The organism is Streptomyces sp. NPDC004542 (assembly GCF_040610035.1).
GTDB lineage: Bacteria > Actinomycetota > Actinomycetes > Streptomycetales > Streptomycetaceae > Streptomyces.
Genome location: NZ_JBEXLP010000082.1, coordinates 12112 through 31393, shown reverse-complemented (window position 1 = coordinate 31393; position 19282 = coordinate 12112). Strand labels below are relative to the sequence as shown.

At 72.4% G+C, this 19282-nt stretch carries 16 protein-coding genes, 1 tRNA gene and 2 pseudogenes; 12 read left to right on the top strand and 7 right to left on the bottom strand.

Translation table 11 applies throughout. The features are described from left to right. Window positions 1–215 precede the first annotated feature (215 nt). Window positions 216–287, bottom strand: a tRNA-Cys gene (locus tag ABZX30_RS30735). A 235-nt stretch (window positions 288–522) separates the two neighbouring features. Between ABZX30_RS30735 and ABZX30_RS30730 the strand changes: the two genes are divergently transcribed. From ABZX30_RS30730 to ABZX30_RS30705, 6 genes are all read left to right on the top strand, one after another. Then, window positions 523–1971 (top strand): MFS transporter, encoded by a 1449-nt coding sequence (locus tag ABZX30_RS30730; protein WP_355939283.1) that lies wholly within the window; start codon window positions 523–525, stop codon window positions 1969–1971. Window positions 1972–2023: 52 nt separating this feature from the next. Beyond that, window positions 2024–2224 (top strand): ribbon-helix-helix protein, CopG family, encoded by a 201-nt coding sequence (locus ABZX30_RS30725; RefSeq protein WP_355939281.1) that lies wholly within the window; start codon window positions 2024–2026, stop codon window positions 2222–2224. Beyond that, window positions 2221–2595, top strand: a complete 375-nt coding sequence (locus ABZX30_RS30720; protein WP_355939280.1) for a type II toxin-antitoxin system death-on-curing family toxin — start codon at window positions 2221–2223, stop codon at window positions 2593–2595. The genes ABZX30_RS30725 and ABZX30_RS30720 overlap by 4 nt, the downstream gene beginning before the upstream one ends. Window positions 2596–2780: 185 nt before the next feature. Next, entirely contained in the window at window positions 2781–4571 is a 1791-nt protein-coding gene (locus ABZX30_RS30715) for a DEAD/DEAH box helicase (RefSeq protein WP_355939289.1), read from the top strand. Window positions 4572–4883: 312 nt separating this feature from the next. Beyond that, window positions 4884–5525 (top strand): helix-turn-helix domain-containing protein, encoded by a 642-nt coding sequence (locus tag ABZX30_RS30710; protein WP_355939278.1) that lies wholly within the window; start codon window positions 4884–4886, stop codon window positions 5523–5525. 64 nt (window positions 5526–5589) lie between these two features. After that, entirely contained in the window at window positions 5590–6378 is a 789-nt protein-coding gene (locus ABZX30_RS30705) for a S16 family serine protease (protein ID WP_355939276.1), read from the top strand. 365 nt (window positions 6379–6743) lie between these two features. On the opposite strand, the pseudogene ABZX30_RS30700 reads toward ABZX30_RS30705, so the two are convergent. The 3 genes and pseudogenes from ABZX30_RS30700 to ABZX30_RS30690 all read right to left on the bottom strand — a co-directional run. After that, a pseudogene (locus ABZX30_RS30700) lies at window positions 6744–7010 on the bottom strand (glycine betaine ABC transporter substrate-binding protein); the annotation flags it as partial. A 159-nt stretch (window positions 7011–7169) separates the two neighbouring features. Further along, window positions 7170–7289 (bottom strand): annotated as a pseudogene (locus ABZX30_RS30695) (ABC transporter permease); the annotation flags it as partial. A 20-nt stretch (window positions 7290–7309) separates the two neighbouring features. Then, the gene (locus ABZX30_RS30690; protein ID WP_355939273.1) at window positions 7310–7795 is read right to left on the bottom strand and encodes an Lrp/AsnC family transcriptional regulator; all 486 of its coding nucleotides are present in this window, start codon (window positions 7793–7795) and stop codon (window positions 7310–7312) included. Window positions 7796–7918: 123 nt separating this feature from the next. Between ABZX30_RS30690 and hppD the strand changes: the two genes are divergently transcribed. Then, window positions 7919–9067, top strand: coding sequence for a 4-hydroxyphenylpyruvate dioxygenase (gene hppD, locus ABZX30_RS30685; protein WP_355939270.1), 1149 nt, complete (start codon window positions 7919–7921; stop codon window positions 9065–9067). Window positions 9068–9158: 91 nt separating this feature from the next. After that, a complete protein-coding gene (locus tag ABZX30_RS30680) occupies window positions 9159–10019 on the top strand; it encodes a Teichoic acid biosynthesis protein C (Precursor) (RefSeq protein ID WP_355939267.1) in 861 nt (286 codons plus the stop codon). A gap of 51 nt (window positions 10020–10070) precedes the next feature. On the opposite strand, the gene ABZX30_RS30675 is transcribed toward ABZX30_RS30680, so the two are convergent. Then, window positions 10071–11537, bottom strand: coding sequence for a tetratricopeptide repeat protein (locus tag ABZX30_RS30675; protein ID WP_355939264.1), 1467 nt, complete (start codon window positions 11535–11537; stop codon window positions 10071–10073). Window positions 11538–11629: 92 nt separating this feature from the next. On the opposite strand from ABZX30_RS30675, the gene ABZX30_RS30670 reads away from it, so the two are divergent. Next, window positions 11630–13036: an FAD-linked oxidase C-terminal domain-containing protein gene (locus tag ABZX30_RS30670; RefSeq protein WP_355939287.1), complete on the top strand. Its 1407-nt coding sequence runs from the start codon at window positions 11630–11632 to the stop codon at window positions 13034–13036. A 16-nt stretch (window positions 13037–13052) separates the two neighbouring features. On the opposite strand, the gene ABZX30_RS30665 is transcribed toward ABZX30_RS30670, so the two are convergent. Then, window positions 13053–13466 carry an SsgA family sporulation/cell division regulator gene (locus ABZX30_RS30665; RefSeq protein ID WP_355939261.1) on the bottom strand — a complete coding sequence of 138 codons (414 nt, stop codon included), beginning with the start codon at window positions 13464–13466 and terminating at the stop codon, window positions 13053–13055. A gap of 247 nt (window positions 13467–13713) precedes the next feature. On the opposite strand from ABZX30_RS30665, the gene ABZX30_RS30660 reads away from it, so the two are divergent. Continuing rightward, window positions 13714–15384 carry an RDD family protein gene (locus ABZX30_RS30660; protein WP_355939259.1) on the top strand — a complete coding sequence of 557 codons (1671 nt, stop codon included), beginning with the start codon at window positions 13714–13716 and terminating at the stop codon, window positions 15382–15384. Window positions 15385–15459: 75 nt separating this feature from the next. Then, window positions 15460–16191: an RDD family protein gene (locus ABZX30_RS30655; protein ID WP_355939256.1), complete on the top strand. Its 732-nt coding sequence runs from the start codon at window positions 15460–15462 to the stop codon at window positions 16189–16191. A 14-nt stretch (window positions 16192–16205) separates the two neighbouring features. Here ABZX30_RS30655 and ABZX30_RS30650 read toward each other — a convergent pair whose 3' ends face one another. Next, the gene (locus ABZX30_RS30650; protein WP_355939253.1) at window positions 16206–16502 is read right to left on the bottom strand and encodes a hypothetical protein; all 297 of its coding nucleotides are present in this window, start codon (window positions 16500–16502) and stop codon (window positions 16206–16208) included. A 405-nt stretch (window positions 16503–16907) separates the two neighbouring features. Between ABZX30_RS30650 and ABZX30_RS30645 the strand changes: the two genes are divergently transcribed. Continuing rightward, window positions 16908–19259 (top strand): immune inhibitor A domain-containing protein, encoded by a 2352-nt coding sequence (locus ABZX30_RS30645; RefSeq protein WP_355939251.1) that lies wholly within the window; start codon window positions 16908–16910, stop codon window positions 19257–19259. The last annotated feature ends 23 nt before the right edge of the window (window positions 19260–19282 follow it).

Genomic DNA, 19282 nt, shown 5'->3' with positions numbered 1-19282 from the left:
AAGCCGCAGTGGTAGCCGCCTGGTCAGGCCACGACCAGACCGACAGCCCCACCCGAAAGCCCGAAACGGGCATCACGTCACATACCGCCCTCTGATACGGGAGCCTGGGTCTGCCACTCGTGACCGAGCGACGTACCTAGCTCCGTGTCTGTCAGGAGTCACTGAGCTAGGAGCCGCGTCGTCCAATGCATCTGCGCACGTCAGACCACGTACAGAGGCCGTGGCGGGATTCGAACCCACGTAACTCGCTTTGCAGGCGAGCCCCTGAACCACTCGGGCACACGGCCGTGACTGACTCTCATCCGCACGGCCGTGGCGGGATGCGCACCGGCCGTGTTGATGAGACGACGGTAGGCCGGGGTCGTCGGGCGGCTCAAGGGGAGCGCCGGGCCTGCAATGGGACTGCCACACGCCGTTCATGAAAGGGGTCCCGGGGCGGGCCGGGACGGAGGACCAAGGTCGCAGGTCGCCGGCGACTTCGGACAGGGGCCAAACCGGGCCGTGCACCTTACGCTGGCGGTCATGACTGCCCTTGAACCACGCGACACCGGAGTCGCTGACGCCCCTGTCGACCGCCCGGAGGACACGGACACGGTCCTCGGGCGGTCCTACCGTGCCCTGAGCGCCGGCATCGTGTCCGTCGTGCTGCTGATCGCCTTCGAGGCGACCGCGGTGGGTACGGCGATGCCGGTGGCCGCTAGGGAACTGGGCGGGGTGTCGCTGTACGCGTTCGCGTTCTCGGGGTACTTCACGACGAGCCTGTTCGGGATGGTGTTCGCCGGGCAGTGGTCCGACCGGCGGGGTCCGCTGGGGGCGCTGACCACCGGGATCGGGGCCTTCACGGCCGGGCTGGTGGTGGCCGGGACCGCCGGCACGATGTGGGTGTTCATCGTGGGGCGGGCCGTGCAGGGCCTCGGCGGCGGCCTCGTGATCGTGGCGCTGTACGTCGTCGTCGGCCGGGCCTATCCCGAGCGGCTGCGGGCGGCGATCATGGCGGCGTTCGCGGCGAGCTGGGTCGTGCCGTCGATCGTGGGCCCCCTGGCGGCGGGCGCGGTGACCGAGCATCTCGGCTGGAGGTGGGTGTTCCTCGGCATCCCCGCGCTGGTCGTCTTCCCGCTGGGGCTCGCGCTGCCGCAGATACGGCGGCGGGCCACGGGGCCCGTCGAGGCGGGCGCGGACGTCGCTTTCGACCGGCGGCGCATCCGGCTCGCCCTCGGGATCTCCCTCGGTGCGGGGCTGCTGCAGTACGCCGCGCAGGACCTGCGGTGGATCTCCGTGCTCCCCGGTGCCGCCGGCGCCGCGCTGCTCGTACCGGCCGTGCTCGGGCTGCTGCCGCGCGGCACCTACCGGGCGGCGCGCGGTCTGCCGTCGGTCGTGCTGTTGCGCGGTGTCGCCGCCGGATCCTTCGTCGCCGCCGAGTCCTTCGTGCCGCTGATGCTGGTCACCCAGCGGGGGCTTTCCCCGACACTGGCCGGCTTCTCGCTCGCGGCGGGCGGGCTGACGTGGGCGCTCGGCTCCTGGATGCAGTCGCGGCCGCGGGTGGAGCCGTACCGGGAGCGGCTGGTGACCGTCGGGATGGTGCTGGTGGCGGCCGCCATCGCCACCGCGCCGAGCGTGCTGATCGACTCCGTGCCCGCCTGGACGGTTGCCGTCGCCTGGGCCTTCGGCTGTTTCGGCATGGGCCTGGTCATCTCGTCCACCAGCGTGCTCCTGCTCCAGCTCTCCGCCCCCGCGGAGGCCGGCGCCAACTCCGCGGCCCTCCAGATCTCCGACGCCCTCGCCAACGTCGTCCTGCTCGCCGCGGCGGGCGCGGCGTTCGCGGCGCTGGGCGGCGGGGCGGCGACCACGACGGCGGCAGAAGCCACGACCGCCTCCGGCACCCACCCGGCCGCCTTCGCCGTGGTGTTCCTGCCGATGGCGGCGGTGGCGCTGCTGGGCACCTGGGTGACGACGCGCTTGCGGGAGCGGTGAGCCGCCGGAATCCGGTCGCCGAGCCGCGGCCCCGCCCCGTACTCTCCTCCGCGTGCACCAGCTGACCGTCTCCCTGGACCCGGCCACCCTGCAGGCCCTCGACGACCTCGCGGATGCGCAGGACCGCTCCTCGCAAGAGGTGGTGCTGGAGGCCGTGCACAGGTATCTCCGCGAGGAGGCCCTCGCCGTCCGGGCCGTCGCCGAGCGGCTGGCCGGGGCGCACGCCGACCTGTTGAGGAGGCTGGGCGAGTGACCCGTCACCTGACCGTCGCCGATGTCACCGCCCTCGCCGAGATCGCCTTCGGCGGCCGGGCGCCCGAGGCGCGCGAGCCGGGGCTGCTCGCATCCGCCGTGCACCGCCCGCGCGCCCGCATGTTCGGTACCGCGGCCTACGACGACCTCTACGAGCAGGCGGCCGCACTGCTCCACGCCCTCGCCACGAACCACCCCCTCGTGGACGGCAACAAGCGCACCGCCTGGCTCGCCACCGCCACCTGCCTCGCCCTCGACGGCGTCGATCTCGCCGCCGTCGACCAGGACACGGCGTACGACCTGGTCCTCGACGTGGCCTCGGGAAAGGAGAGCGACGTCGCCGTGATCGCCGCGCGACTGCGCGTGCTGTGACGTGGATCCCACCCACCGGCGACCCGCCCGCGTCCGCGCATGGGCACCGCCGGACCGCCGGTAGGGTGGCCCGGTTGTCGTATCCAGCCGAGCCGCTCGACCCGGACCGATCCACGGAGACCGTGACTACCACCCGCCCGTCACCCGCCACCACCCTCAACGCAGGGCCCTCCGGGCCCACCCCCATGTCTGCTTCCTCCTCGCACTCGCACCACCTCTCGCCCGCCTTCCCCGGCCGCGCCCCCTGGGGCACCGCCAGCAAGCTGCGTGCCTGGCAGCAAGGGGCCATGGAGAAGTACATCCAGGAGCAGCCGCGTGACTTCCTCGCCGTCGCCACGCCGGGCGCGGGCAAGACGACCTTCGCGCTGACGCTCGCCTCCTGGCTGCTGCACCATCACGTCGTGCAGCAGGTGACCGTGGTCGCGCCGACCGAACACCTGAAGAAGCAGTGGGCGGAGGCGGCCGCGCGGGTGGGCATCAAGCTCGACCCCGAGTACAGCGCCGGGCCGCTCGGCAAGGACTACCAGGGCGTCGCCGTCACCTACGCCGGCGTCGGCGTCCGGCCGATGCTGCACCGCAACCGGGTCGAGCAGCGCAAGACGCTCGTCATCCTCGACGAGATCCACCACGCCGGTGACTCCAAGTCCTGGGGCGAGGCGTGCCTGGAGGCGTTCGAGCCGGCCACCCGGCGGCTCGCGCTCACCGGTACGCCGTTCCGGTCCGACACCAACCCCATCCCCTTCGTGACGTACGAGGAGGGGCAGGACGGGATCCGCCGGTCCGCCGCCGACTACACGTACGGGTACGGCAACGCGCTCGCCGACCACGTCGTCCGGCCCGTCATCTTCCTCTCCTACAGCGGCAACATGCGCTGGCGCACCAAGGCCGGTGACGAGGTCGCCGCCCGGCTCGGCGAGCCGATGACCAAGGACGCCGTCAGCCAGGCCTGGCGCACCGCGCTCGACCCGCGCGGCGACTGGATGCCCGCCGTGCTGCGCGCCGCCGACCAGCGGCTGACCGAGGTCAGGAAGGCCATCCCGGACGCGGGCGCCCTCGTCATCGCCTCCGACCAGGACTCGGCGCGCGCGTACGCCAAGCTGATCCGGGAGATCACCGGCACCAAGGCCACGCTCGTGCTGTCCGACGACGCCGGCGCCTCGAAGCGGATCGACGACTTCAGCGCGAATCAGGACCGCTGGATGGTGGCGGTCCGCATGGTGTCCGAGGGCGTCGACGTGCCCCGGCTCGCGGTCGGCGTGTACGCCACCACCATCTCCACCCCGCTCTTCTTCGCCCAGGCCGTCGGGCGTTTCGTACGGTCCCGGCGCCGCGGTGAGACCGCCTCCGTCTTCCTGCCGACCGTCCCCGACCTGCTCACCTTCGCCAACGAGATGGAGGTCGAGCGCGACCACGCCCTCGACAAGCCGAAGAAGGAGGGCGAGGAGGACCCGTACGCCGAGTCCGAGAAGGAGATGGAGGAGGCGAACAAGGAGCAGGACGAGGACACCGGCGAGCAGGACATGCTGCCCTTCGAGGCGCTGGAGTCCGACGCCGTCTTCGACCGGGTCCTCTACGACGGCGCCGAGTTCGGCATGCAGGCCCACCCGGGCAGCGAGGAGGAGCAGGACTACCTCGGCATCCCCGGGCTCCTCGAACCCGACCAGGTGCAGATGCTGCTGCAGAAGCGGCAGGCCCGGCAGATCGCGCACAGCCGCAAGAAGCCGGACACCGAGGCCGACCTGCTGGAGCTGCCCGCCGAGCGGCGGCCGGTGGTCTCGCACAAGGAGATGATGGAGCTGCGCAAGCAGCTCAACACCATGGTCAGCGCGTACGTCCACCAGAGCGGCAAGCCGCACGGGGTGATCCACACCGAGCTGCGGCGCGTGTGCGGCGGCCCGCCGAGCGCCGAGGCGACGGCCGGGCAGCTGCGGCAGCGGATCGCCAAGGTGCAGGAGTGGGCGACGCGGATGAGGTGACGCCGCCGTCGGTCTCCGGCGGCGTGCGACGCCCGCGACACGCCGCACGTATCAGGACGAAGGCCACAGTTCATACGGGGTTGTGCCCGGATTCTGGACGGAGGCTTCCTCTCAGCGAACCGGCTTCGCTACTGTCCCGCTACGCACACGCCCCGTGGCAGCGCCGCCGCGGAGCGCAGCCGTGAAGCGACTGGGTCCGGAGCCGCCGGGCCGCCATGCCGATCGGCGGCCTCTGAAGCGCGTCGCCGGCGGGACTCGGTGACGCGTCCGTCGCGCAGGGGTTGCCGACCTCACCCCTAAGGAGTGGCCGTCGTGACCGCGGAGACCTCTCAGACGCTCGACCGGGGACTGCGTGTCCTCAAGCTGCTGGCCGACACGGACCACGGGCTGACCGTCACCGAGCTTTCCACCAAACTGGGCGTCAACCGGACCGTTGTGTACCGGCTGCTCGCCACGCTCGAGCAGCACGCGCTCGTCCGCCGTGACCTGGGCGGGCGTGCCCGGGTCGGGCTCGGGGTGCTGCGGCTGGGGCGGCAGGTGCATCCGCTGGTGCGGGAGGCCGCGCTGCCCGCGCTCCGGTCGCTGGCGGAGGACATAGGCGCCACCGCGCATCTGACGCTGGTGGACGGGAGCGAGGCGCTGGCCGTCGCGGTGGTCGAGCCGACCTGGACGGACTACCACGTCGCGTACCGGGCGGGGTTCCGGCATCCGCTGGACCGGGGAGCCGCCGGCAAGGCGATCCTCTCCGCGCGGCAGTCGCCGTCGGTGGAGCCCGGTTACACCCTGACGCACGGGGAGCTCGAGGCCGGGGCCAGCGGGGCCGCGGCTCCGCTGCTCGGGGTCACGGGGGTCGAGGGCAGTGTGGGCGTGGTGATGCTCGCGGACGCCGTGCCGGAGCGGGTGGGGCCGCGGGTCGTCGACGCGGCGCGCGAGGTCGCGGAGGCGCTGCGCTGAGCCCGGCGGGGCGCGGCGGACGGCCGGACCGTGGACGGAACCGGCCGTCCCGTAGATTGATGGCGTGCTCTCGCGTCTCACACGTCTCCAGGCCGTCGTCGTCTGCGCCCTGCCCGTCGCGGCCCTGATCGCCACCGCGCTCTTCGCGCCGCTGCCGTTCGCGGTGGCGCAGCCGGGGCCGACGGCGAACGTCCTGGGCAAGAGCAGGGGCACCACGGTGATCACCGTCTCCGGCGCGCCGGTCCGGGCCACGAGCGGGCAGCTGCGGATGGTGACGATCGTGGCGACCGGCCCGGACACCCGCGTGTCGCTGGGCGGCGTGCTCGGCAACTGGTTCCGCACGGACCGCGCGGTGATGCCGCACGACGCGGTCTACCAGGGGGACACCGTCAAGGAGATCGAGAAGCACAACGTCGAGCAGATGCAGCAGTCCCAGGACGCGGCGACCGAGGCGGCGCTGACGTACCTGGACCTGAGCAGCGAGAAGGTCAAGGTCACCCTGAAGCTCGCCGATGTCGGCGGGCCCAGCGCGGGGCTGCTGTTCTCGCTCGGGATCGTCGACAAACTGAACGGCGACGGCAGCGGCGGCGACCTGACGGGTGGCCGCACCATCGCCGGTACGGGCACGATCGACGCCGACGGCAAGGTGGGCGCGGTCGGCGGCGTGGCCCTCAAGACACAGGCCGCCCGGCGGGACGGGGCGACCGTCTTCCTGGTCCCGAAGGACGAGTGTTCCGACGCCGAGGCGGAGCTGCCGAAGGGGCTCAGGCTGGTTCCGGTGACCACCCTGAAGGGGGCGGTGAGCTCCCTGGTGGCGCTGGAGAAGGGCAGGGGCTCCGTACCGAGCTGCTAGGCCCTGTCTGACCCTTCCCGTCGTCGCCCGGAGGGCGGCCGCGCGGCGTCAGGTGCGTGCTCTGGGGGGCCCCCGGCCGAAGGCTGGGGGAGTGACGGGCCTGCACCCGCTGGGGGCGCGCGCATGGCGTCGCGCGGCAGACGGGAATGGTCAGACAGGCCCCAGGCCGTCGCCGGGGCCGGTTCGCGCGTGGCGGCGAGCCGCAGACCGATCCCGACGAGGGTCCAGCCGAGGCGGGTGCGGAGTTCGCTCGGGCGCTTGGCCCGGGCGGCGCGGCGGTAGGCGTCGGCCTGGGCGCGGAGTTCGGCCATGTGCTGCTGGACGAGGTGGATGTGCATCGACTCCCGCGAGGCTTCGGCGTCCGCCTACCTCACCAGCCCCTCCGCCCGCATCCACTCCAACGCCACCTGGTGCGGATCCTGCCCGCCCACGTCCACCCGCGCGTTCAGCCGCCGCGCCACCGCGTTGTCCAGCCTCCGGGTGACCGGGGCGAGCACGTCCGCGATCGCCGGCCACCGCTCGAGCGTCCGGGAGTTGACCTCCGGGGCCGCGTTGTAGTCGGGGAAGAACCTCCGGTCGTCCTCCATCACCACCAGGTCCATCGACTCGATGCGGCCGTCGGTGGTGAAGAGACGTCCGTCCCCGGAACCGCCGCCGACCCCGGACACCCCCGGCCCCCGTCCCCCACCCGCACACCGCCGCCCAGCCCAGCCCGGCCGGCCGCCCGCAGGGGCTGGGTGAGGCCCTCCAGCTCGATGGCGGCCCCACTGACGGACGTCTCAGACACGGGTCCCGATCAGCACGCCCAGCGCGGTGGCCGCCACCGTGCACTGGAAGACCGCCCAGGCGTGCTGCCAGGCATCCGTGAGCAGTTGCTGGTGACGGTCGGCCAGGTACTCCCAGAAGCTCACGCGGCCTCACTCCAGGTCGGCTAGGACGTCCTCTCCTCCGGGTGCTCCGCCGCCTGCTCCACCAGCGGGATGATCCGCAGCGGGACGGGGTTCTCCATCACGATCGCCGTGGCGGCCCGGACGATGCCATCAAAACCGACAACCCGGTCGATCACCCGCTGGAGATCGGCGTTCGAGCGGGCCACCAGACGGCACAGCATGTCCCCGCTGCCCGTGGTGGTGTGCAGCTCCAGCACCTCCGGCACGGTCGCCAAGTGCGCCCGTACGTCGGCCCCTTGCCCCTGCCGGATCTCCAGCGTGGCGAACGCCGTGACCGGGTAGCCGAGGGCCGCCGGATCCACCTGCGGACCGAATCCGCGGATGACTCCGTTCGACTGAAGCCGGTCCAGCCGGGCCTGCACCGTGCCCCGCGCCACCCCGAGCCGCCGGGACATCTCCAGGACCCCGATCCGCGGCTCCCGCGCCAGCAGCACGATGATCCGCCCGTCCAGCCGATCGATCCCCATGGCCCGCCTCCCCGGTGGTCATCCTGTACAGAAAGTCTGCCTGAACGGGCATACGGCTGAGCAGAATGCCCAGTGAACACGCAAACTATTGCGCACCTTGCAGACCAGAGCCACCCTTCGGACATGACGCAGACCACACACCACACTCCCGACACGACCGCCCGGCAGGCCGACCCCTTCCCGGTCAAGGGAATGGACGCGGTCGTCTTCGCCGTCGGCAACGCCAAGCAGGCCGCGCACTACTACTCCACCGCCTTCGGCATGCAGCTGGTCGCCTACTCCGGACCGGAGAACGGCAGCCGCGAGACCGCCTCCTACGTCCTGGAGAACGGCTCCGCCCGCTTCGTGTTCACCTCGGTCATCAAGCCCGACACCAGCTGGGGCCACTTCCTCGCCCAGCACGTGGCCGAGCACGGTGACGGCGTCATCGACCTGGCCATCGAGGTCCCGGACGCCCGTGCCGCGTACGCCTACGCCCTCGAGCACGGCGCCCGCTCCGTGGCCGAGCCGTACGAGCTGAAGGACGAGCACGGCACGGTCGTCCTCGCCGCCATCGCCACCTACGGCGAGACCCGCCACACCCTCGTCGACCGCTCCGGCTACGACGGCCCCTACCTGCCCGGCTACGCCGCCGCGAAGCCGATGGTCGAGCCGCCCGCCCAACGCACCTTCCAGGCCGTCGACCACTGCGTCGGCAACGTCGAGCTCGGCCGGATGAACGCGTGGGTGGAGTTCTACAACAAGGTCATGGGCTTCACGAACATGAAGGAGTTCGTGGGCGACGACATCGCCACCGAGTACAGCGCCCTGATGTCGAAGGTCGTCGCCGACGGGACGCTCAAGGTGAAGTTCCCGATCAACGAGCCCGCGATCGCCAGGAAGAAGTCGCAGATCGACGAGTACCTGGAGTTCTACGGCGGCGCCGGCGTCCAGCACATCGCGCTGAACACGGGCGACATCGTGCAGACGGTCCGCACCATGCGCGCGGCCGGCGTGGAGTTCCTCGACACGCCCGACTCCTACTACGACACCCTCGGCGAGTGGGTCGGGGACACCCGGGTGCCCGTCGAGACCCTGCGCGAGCTGAAGATCCTCGCCGACCGCGACGAGGACGGCTACCTCCTGCAGATCTTCACCAAGCCGGTCCAGGACCGCCCGACCGTCTTCTTCGAGATCATCGAGCGGCACGGCTCCATGGGCTTCGGCAAGGGCAACTTCAAGGCCCTGTTCGAGGCGATCGAGCGGGAGCAGGAGCGGCGCGGAAACCTGTGAATCCGCCGGACGCGCAACCGGCGGACACCGGTTGCGCGTTCTCATGTCCGGTGGGTACCAGGGCGGTACGCACAGGACATCAGGGGGGCCCGTGAGCACAGTGGACCGGCGCGTCGACCTCGCCAAGCCGTCCCAGCGCTGGCTGCACCGGCTCGGCACCCTGCGCGAACCGACCGTCCCGCAGTCCTTCGCCCTCGACGAGGTGAACCGGCACCTGTACGTCCTCCAGGTCACCCGGGGCGGCCTCGAAGCCGGCGACCTGTGCCTGAACCGGCTCGACTACCAGGGCCACGCCCGGGGGCACATGTACCTCAGGGGCTTCGGGCACGGCGTCAGCATGGGCGTGCAGAACGAGGCCGACGGCACCGCCTGGATCTGGACCGAGGCCGACGCGCTGCGCGGCTACGGCAGGGGCGTCACCCGCTTCCACTTCGTGGCCGGGGCCACCCGGACGGCCGAGGACGTCAAGATCCGCCACCCCGTCAAGGGCTCGCGGCACAACCAGCCGGCCGTGTGCATGGCCAGCCGCCGCATCGCCGTCCGCTACCACCTGCACAACGGACCCCGCTACCGCGTCTGGGACCTCGACGCCTTCGTCGCCCGCGACTACGCCGACCCGGTCGCCGACCTGGCCCAGACCGGCGCCCACCCCGACCCGGGCATCCCGTTCCAGGGGTACGCCCTGTCCGGCGACCACCTCTACCAGCTCGCCGGGACGGCCTACGACGACACCGCCAACCCGCCCGCCGGACACGGCAACACCTACGTGTCCTGCCTCGACATCCGCACCGGCGCACTCCTCCAGCAGTGCCGCACCGAGGCCGGCCACTCCCTCGACTTCCGCGAACCCGAGGGCCTCGCCGTGCGCCGGTCGCCGACCCCACGGCTGTGCGTCGGCTTCGCGTCGGGAGAGCCGGGCGCGCGCCGGCTCTCGGTCTACTACAAGCAGTAGGCACCGCGGGCAGCCGGCGCCGCGCGCGGGCGGCACCGCGGGCGGCGCGGCTCAGCTCTCCGGCGGTTCCTCGTCGGGCGGCTCCCCCAGCCGGGCCAGCGCCGACTGCGCGGACGGCACCCCCAGCGGCGAGAAGTACGGATTGATCCGCAGGGCCTCCTGCAGATGGCGCCGCGCCGGGCCGCTGAGGTCCAGCTCCCTCTCGATCATGCCCAGGTGGAACGAGTACACCGCGCTGCGCACCCCGCCCCCCTTGTCCTTGTCCGTCGCGATCCGGGCGAACTCCAGCGCCTCCTCGTCCTCACCCACCCGGTGCAGCGCCCAGCCCAGCGCGTCGGCCACCTCGATGCCCGGCTGCGTCTCCCACTCGTCCCGCAGCCGTTCGACGGCCTCCTCCCGGTCCCCGTGGTCCGCCTCGAACCGCCCGAGGAGCAGGTCCTCGTCCACCCCGTCGGCCTCGTCCTGTGCCGCCCGGTCCCGCAGCAGGTCGTACTGCGCCCGCGCCTCCTCCTCCCTGCCCAGCGACTCGTACAGCTCGCCCAGCTCCAGGGCGTACCGGGGGTCGGGCCGCGCGGCGAGCGCCGTCCGGTAGGCGGCCAGCGCCTCCGAGGTCCGCCCCAGCGCGGCCAGGACGCGGCCCCGGCCGGCCGCCGCGGCCCGCAGGCCGGGGGCGAGGCGGCCGGCCGCCTCGAAGTGCCGCAGCGCCTCCTCGCGGTCGCCGCGCTCCCAGGCCAGCTGCCCGGCGCGGGCGAGGTAGTCGGCCTGCTCGGCGGGGGTCCGGGCGGCCGCCGCCGCGTCGGCCAGCTGGGCCGCCGCGTCCTCCCGCCAGCCCCGGTCGCGGTAGACGGCCGACGCCCGGACCATCACCGCCGGGCGTGCGGCGGCCCCGGTGTGCAGCGCCAGCAGCTTGTCCAGCGTGCTCCGGCTCGCCTTGTAGTCGCCGAGCCCGGTGTAGGCGTCGATCAGCACCGCGTACGCCGACCAGCGCTTCGGCGCCAGCTTCCGGGCCTGCTCGCCCCAGTTCCGGGCCACCGCGAAGTCCCGGCGCGCGTTCGCCAGCGCCGCCAGCCCCTCCAGCGCCTCGACGTTCTTGTCGCCCTTGGCGTCGAGGGACTCCCGCAGCGCCCGCTCGGCCCGCGGGTAGTCCGCGGTGTCGGCGGTCAGCCGCCCCCGCTCCAGATAGGCGGTGCCCAGCACCGCCCACGCCCGCGCGTCCCGCGGATGCGCCCGCACCTGGTTCTCGCGGTCGCCGATCAACCGGGTCAGGTCGGGCAGCGCGGCCGGCACCCCGGCGGTCACCGCGGCCGGTGCCTGCGCGTGCGCCCGCGCCTTCGGGCCCGGCGCGGGGAGGCCGGCCCTGTGCGGCGGGTCCTTCGGCAGCAGCACCAGCGCGCCGCCGACCGCCGCGGTGCCCGTCACCGAGGCCACCAGCAGCACCCGTCGCAGCAGGCGTCGACGGGGCCGCCGGGGCCGCTCGGCCACCAGGGACGTTCCCGGACCGGACTGTCGCTTCGTCATGGCGCATACTGTGCGTCAATATGACCACCGCATCCGGGTGGCCCAAGGGAGCCGCGGACGGGGTTCACACCGATGGCCCCGGGTGCGACGCTGTGATCATGAGCCGTATCGAAGCCCCGCGTGACGAAGCCCAGGGCAACCTCACCGACCGGCTGCTCGCGGGCCTGCCGGCCGAGGCGATCCTCACCGACCCCGACGTCACCGCCTCCTACGCCAACGACATGGCCAGCTTCTGCCCGGCCGGCGCCCCGGCCGTGGTGGTGCTGCCGCGCACGGTCGAGGAGGTCCAGCACGTCATGCGCACCGCCACCGAGCTGCGGGTGCCGGTCGTCCCCCAGGGCGCCCGCAGCGGCCTGTCCGGAGCGGCCAACGCCTCCGACGGCTGCATCGTGCTCTCCCTGACCAGGATGGACCGCATCCTGGAGATCAACCCGGTCGACCGGCTCGCGGTCGTCGAACCGGGCGTGGTCAACGCCGTCCTCTCCCGCGCGGTCGGGGAGCACGGCCTGTCCTACCCGCCGGACCCCTCCAGCTGGGAGATGTGCACCATCGGCGGCAACATCGGCACCGGCTCGGGCGGGCTGTGCTGCGTCAAGTACGGGGTGACGGCCGAGTACGTCCTCGGCCTGGACGTCGTCCTCGCCGACGGACGCCTGATGTCCACCGGGCGCCGCACGGCCAAGGGCGTGGCGGGCTACGACCTGACCCGGCTGTTCGTCGGCTCGGAGGGCTCGCTCGGCATCGTCGTGCGGGCCGTGCTCGCGCTGAAGCCCAAGCCGCCGGAGCAGCTGGTGCTGGCCGCCGAGTTCTCCTCGGCCGCCGACGCCTGCGACGCCGTGTGCCGGATCATGGCGGGCGGCCATGTGCCGTCCCTCCTCGAACTGATGGACCGTACGACCGTCAGGGCGGTCAACGCCCTCGGCCGCATGGGCCTGCCGGAGACCACCGAGGCCCTGCTCCTCGCCGCCTTCGACACCCCCGACCCCGCCGCCGACCTCGCCGCCCTCGGCGCGCTGTGCGAGGCCGCGGGCGCCACCCGGGTGGTCCCGGCCGAGGACGCCGCCGAGTCCGAACTCCTCCTCCAGGCCCGCCGGATGTCCCTCGTCGCCCTGGAGGCCGTCAAGGGCACGACGATGATCGACGACGTGTGCGTGCCCCGGTCGCGGCTCGCCGAGATGCTCGAGGGGGTGGAGCGGATCGCGCAGAAGTACCGGCTGACCATCGGCGTGTGCGCGCACGCCGGGGACGGCAACACCCACCCGACCGTGTGCTTCGACGCCCAGGACACGGACGAGACCCGGCGGGCCCGCGAGTCCTTCGACGAGATCATGGCCCTCGGTCTGGAACTCGGCGGCACCATCACCGGCGAGCACGGCGTCGGCGTCCTGAAGAAGGAGTGGCTGGCCCGCGAGGTCGGCCCGGTGGGCCTGGAGATGCAGCGCGCGGTCAAGCAGGCCTTCGACCCGCTGGGCATCCTGAACCCCGGCAAGCTGTTCTGACGGCCCGCCGCCGCACTCACTGGGCGAACAGGTGATCGAGCGCGTCGTCGATCCCGAGCCGCTCGCCCTCGGTTCCCGGGGGCACGGCGCGCAGCGTGCGCTCCAGCCAGGCGGCCAGCTGGGCGGCCGGTGCCTCCAGCAGGGCGTCACCGTCGGGTGAACTCAGCGCCATCAGGACGACGCCGCGCCCCTCCACCCTCGTCGGCCACACCCGGACGTCACCCTGCCCGGACGGCCGGAACACCCCCTGCACCAGCAGGTCACGGGAGAAGGTCCAGTTCACGGGCTGTTCGGAGGTGATGTGGAAGGTGATGTGGACGGCGTACGGGTCGTCCGAGTGGTAGCCGAGCCGGGCCGGCACCGGGACGCTCCGCTCGGCGGTCAGGATGAGCCGCAGCTCCAGTTCGCGTTCCACCACGGTGTAGTGCATGACGTGCCGTTCCTCTCTCCTCGGGGCCGCCGGGAGTGGCCCGTACCGGAGGAGAGGCGGTCCGGGCCCGGGCATTACGCGGGTTCGTGGGGACTTTTTTTCGAACCGGGGCCGGGACTTGTGAAGTCCTGGCACGAGGTCGCCCGGAAAGGGGCGGGTCCTGCGTGACTGGCGTGGGGGACGGCGCGCGTCTGGTAGATGTGGAGGCCTCCATACGACCTGCGAACAGATACGGGACGACGCGGACATGAGCGCCCCAACCCCGGCCCCCGGCGACGACAGGCCCCGCGAGGGCTACTACCCGGACCCGTCCATCCCCGGCTACGTCCGGTACTGGAACGGCGCCGCCTGGGTGCCGGGCACCAGCCGGCCGGCGCCCGAGGACGGCGAGACGCTCGCCCCGCCGCCCGGCTCCTGGCCCGGCCAGGCACCGGGCCCGGCGCCCGGACCGCCGCCGGGCCTGCCGTCGGGACCGCCGTCGGGACCGCCGTCGGTCGAGGAGACCGGCCCGCACTTCTTCGACGAGGACCCGCCGCAGGGCGGCCCGGCGGAACCGGCGTCGGCGTGGGGTGCCGACCGGGCGCAGCAGTCCGGCTTCGGCGGCGAGCAGGACCGCCGGGTCTCCTGGGGCGCGGATCCGCGGCTGCCGGCCGACTCCCCGGCCCACCCGGACGGCCGGGCGGCCCGCACCGACGGCACCGCGACGATCCCGCCCGCCGGCCAGGCCCCCGGTGACCTCGACCCGGGCGGCACGTTCGTCTTCCGGCGTCCGACGGCGGGGTCCGCCGGTCCGGCGGACGACGGGACGATGACGTTCCGGCCGGTCTCCCCGAACGGCCCGGCCCCCGGCCAGGGGACGGGCGGGGCGTCGGGCGGCCCCGGGACGGGCCCCGGGACTGCGGGCTCGAGACCCGGGTTCGGGGCGCAGGGTCCCGTCAGGGCCGGTTCCGGCGGCCCGAAAGCGGGCGGAGCGGCCTCCTCCGGAGCTGCCTCCGGAGCTTCCGGAACCGCTTCCGGGGCTCCTTCGGGGCCCGGCTTCGGCGCCGGGAAGGCCGCCGCGGCCCGCGCGGCCGCGGCGCAGGCACAGGGCCAGGGCCAGGCCTGGGTCCCCGGCCAGGCCTCGGCCCCGCCCCAGGGCAGCGTCCCGGGCCACGGCCAGGTCCAGGTGCCCGGGCAGGCGCAGGGCGACGCGGGCCGTGCCCAGGCGGGGCCGCTCTCCCCGGGTCCCGGGGCTCCGGCCGCCGCCTCGGTCCCTCCCCAGGCGAGCGCCCCGCCGGCCGGCGCCGGCGCCCCGATGAGCAGTGGGCCGGGCGGCGGGCAGTCGTCGTGGGCGCAGCAGGTGCACCGGCTCGCGGGTCCCGGCGACGAGCCGCCCGTGGCACCGTGGAAGCCGCCGGTGGAGGACCCGTTCCAGGCGATGGCCCGAAAGCAGGCGGCGGCACGGCCCGCGGGCATCGGCAAGCGGCTGGCCGCCCGGCTGGTCGACACGCTGGTCCTCGGCGCGGTCACCGCCGCGGCCGCCGTACCGCTGGGCGCCAAGGCGGTCGACCACGTCCAGGAGAAGATCGACGCGGCCAAGCTGTCCGGCCGTACCGTGACCGTCTGGCTGCTGGACGGCACGACCGGCGCCTGCCTCGGCATCGTCCTCGGCGTCCTGCTCCTCACCGGCGTGCTGTACGAGGTGCTGCCCACCGCCAAGTGGGGCCGCACGCTGGGCAAGAAGCTGTGCGGCCTCCAGGTGCGGGACATCGAGGCGCACGAGCCGCCCACCGTCGCTCTCGCCCTGCGCCGCTGGCTGGTCTACAGCGTCCCCGGCCTGCTCGGCATCGGCGTCGTCGGCGTGCTGTGGTGCCTGTTCGACCGCCCGTGGCACCAGTGCTGGCACGACAAGGCCGCCCACACCTTCGTGGCGGGCTGACGCCCGTCCCGGCCGCGTCCCCCGGACGGGCGTTCGCCGGATGCGGAGCGGGGGTGTTCGCGATCGACTCGGGCCATGAGCAGCGAACCGCCCCCCGGCTCCGGACCGCAGCCCCCGGAGGACGACCCGTTCAGGAAGCAGCCCCCGCCGGGCGAGGGGCCGGGCTCGCCGTACGGTGATCAGCAGCCGCCCGGCGGTGGTCAGCCCCCCGGCGGTGGTCAGTCCCCCGGCGGCGGTCAGCCCCCCGGCGGCGGGCAGCCGCCGCCCTACGGTGGTCAGCAGCCCCCGTACGGCAGTCAGCCGCCGCCCTACGGCGGTCCTCCCGGAGGCGGCGGTTACCCCGGCGACCCGCTCGCCGGTATGCCCCCGCTCGCGGACAGCGGCAGGCGCACCCTGGCCCGCATCATCGACATGATCATGGTGGGCATCGTGGTCTGGCTGCTCACCCTGGGGTTCGGGGTGCGCGAGTACCAGATGAACGGCGACCGGATCGAGATCGGCAAGTCGTTCGCGCAGTCGCTCATCGCCGCCGTGCTCTACGTCGCCTACGACACGTTCATGATCGCGAGGTCCGGCCAGACCCTGGGCAAGAAGTGGCTGCGCATGCGGGTGGCCAACCTCAGCGACGGCACCACGCCCTCCCGGCAGACATCACTGCTGCGCGCCCTGGTGCTGTGGCTGCCGTTCGCCTTCTGCTGCGCCTGCATCTGGACGGCGATCTGCGGCGGCTGGAGCTACTTCGACCGGCCCTACAAGCAGGGACTGCACGACAAGGCCGCCAAGACGGTGGTGGTCAGCACCGGCTGACGGCCCGGCGGGTGTCAGGGAGCCGTGGGCTCGCGCACCGGTTCGAGCGCGGCGGCCACCGGCTCCCGCCGCACGCGCACCCGCTCGCCGGCCACCGGGGCCGGGGCCGGTGCCTCGGCCGGCGCCTCGGCCGTGCGCTGCTTCGGCAGCGGGACCGTCATGGCGACCAGGAGCCCGAGGGCGAGCGCCGCGAGGGCGATCACCGTGATCCCGAGGCCCGAACTCGTCTCTGACAGCAGCAGCATGGCGAGCGTCGAGAAGATCACGGTGCAGGAACCGTAGGCGAGCTGTGCGGCGGTCGGACGAGGCATGGCAATCGTGTCCTCGGAAGATGTGGGGGTGAGACGGGACGCCGGCCTGTGTTTCCGCCGACTTCCGGGCGTTCCACCATTCGACTCTATTCGCCTGCATGCCCGAGCGGAACGGCCGGTAAGCATGACCTAACCCACGGTACCGGTGCACAAGGGGCGCACGGAGTCATGGCGTCCACCAAGTGGACGGACTCACGCGCCGGTCGAGCGGGACGCGAGGTGTTCGTAAAGCGAACCCCGTCTCCGCATAGTGCACTTGACCTGCTCAAGTCAAGGTCTGTCTTTTCTCTTAAACCTCTAGTCAAATGTCGTCACTTGACTACACGCGTTGATCAGGCGCGCGCGGGCTTCCTTCCATGACCGGAACCCTCCTTCCGTGCGCGCGGACGCGGGGGAGGAACTCAAGTGACCAGCAGACCCTGGACGTTCAGAGCGGCCGCGATCGGCGTCGCGCTCGCGGCGGCCTCCGCCACGTTCTCCACCTTCGCCGTGGCGGAGGCCAGCACCACCGCCAAGTCCGCTGCCGCCAACCGGCACGACCCGGCACCGGTGAACCAGCGGGCGCACGACCTCGACGGCCCGCTGAGCAAGACCCAGAAGGCCCAGCGCCAGGAGGCCCTCAGCCAGGTCATATCCGGCAAGGCCAAGGCAAAGGAGCGCAACGGCTCCAAGGTCGTCCAGCTCAAGGGCAAGAAGGGCGACAGCAAGTACGTCGAGCTGGGCCGGGAGAAGACCGACAAGATCTTCACCATCCTGGTCGAGTTCGGCGACAAGACGGACCCGAAGTACGGCGGCACCGCGGGCCCCCTGCACAACCAGATAGCCGCGCCGGACCGCAAGAAGGACAACTCGACGGCCTGGCAGAAGGACTACGACCAGGCGCACTTCCAGGACCTGTACTTCGGCACCGGCAAGAAGACCGAGTCGGTGAAGAAGTACTACGAGAAGCAGTCCTCGGGCCGCTACTCGGTGGACGGCGAGGTCTCCGACTGGGTCAAGGTGCCCTACAACGAGGCCCGTTACGGCAACGACGCCTGCGGCTCCACCAACTGCCCGAGCGTGTGGAACGTCGTCAGCGACGGTGTGACCGCCTGGGTCGCGCAGCAGAAGGCGGCCGGCAAGTCCGACGCGGACATCAAGGCGGACCTGGCCGAGTACGACCAGTGGGACCGCTACGACTACGACGGCGACGGCGACTTCAACGAGCCCGACGGCTACGTCGACCACTTCCAGATCGTGCACGCCGGCGAGGACGAGTCCGCGGGCGGCGGCGTCCAGGGCACCGACGCGATCTGGGCCCACCGCTGGTACGCCTTCGGCACCGACGCCGGCGCCACCGGCCCGGCCAACAACAAGCTGGGCGGCGCGCAGATCGGCGACACCGGCATCTGGGTCGGCGACTACACCATCCAGCCGGAGAACGGCGGCCTGGGCGTCTACGCCCACGAGTACGGCCACGACCTCGGCCTGCCGGACGAGTACGACACCAACGGCGGCGAGAACTCCACCGGCTTCTGGACGCTGATGTCCTCCGGCTCCTGGCTGGGCACCGGCAAGGACGCCATCGGAGACCTGCCCGGCGACATGAACGCCTGGGACAAGCTCCAGCTGGGCTGGCTCAACTACGACGTCGCCAAGGCCGGCGTCAAGTCCTGGCACAAGCTGGGCGTCGCCGAGTACAACACCAAGTACCGGCAGGCGCTGGTGGTCAACCTGCCCGACCGGGCGGTCACGACCGAGGTCGTCGTCCCCGCGCAGGGCTCGACCCAGTGGTGGAGCGGCAGCGGCAACGACCTGAAGAACACGCTGACCCGGTCCGTCGACCTCACCGGCAAGTCCTCGGCCACGCTGACCCTGGACGGCTACTACGACATCGAGGCCGACTACGACTACCTCTACACCGAGGTGTCGACCGACGGCGGCGCCAACTGGACCGCGCTGGACGGCACGGTGGACGGCCAGGCCATCCCGCGTGACGCCAGCGACACCCCGGCCCTGACCGGCACGGTCGACGGCTACAAGAAGCTGTCGTACTCCCTCGACGCCTACGCCGGCCAGAAGGTCCAGCTCCGCTTCCGTTACCAGACGGACGGCGGCGTGGCCCTGAAGGGCTTCGCGGCCGACGAGATCACGCTGACCGCCGACGGCTCGGCGCTCTTCTCGGACGACGCCGAGAGCGCGGACGCCGCCTGGACCGCGAACGGCTTCTCCCGCATCGGCGCGTCCTTCACCAAGGACTACAAGCAGTACTACATCGCCGAGAACCGCCAGTACGTGTCGTACGACAAGACCCTCAAGGTCGGCCCGTACAACTTCGGCTTCTCGACGACCCGTCCGGACTGGGTGGAGCACTACCCGTACCAGAACGGCCTGTTGATCTGGAAGTGGGACACCTCCCAGGTGGACAACAACACCCGGGACCACGCCGGTACCGGCCTGATCCTGCCGGTCGACTCGCACCCGACCCCGCTGAAGTGGACCGACGGCACGCTGATGCGCAACCGCATCCAGGCCTACGACTCGACCTTCGGCTTCGAGCGCACCGACGCCATCACGCTGCACAAGGCGGACGTCGCCGTGAAGATCAAGTCGGCGAAGGGTGTGCCGGTCTTCAACGACCACACCAGCACCTACTACGACGCCTCGAACCCGGCGGCCGGGGTCAAGATCACTGACACCAACACCAAGATCAAGATCCTCAAGCAGGGCAAGGACGGCTCTACGATCGAGCTGGAAGTCGGTCGTGCGGTGAAGTAGTCCGCATTTCCCCAGGTCAGAAG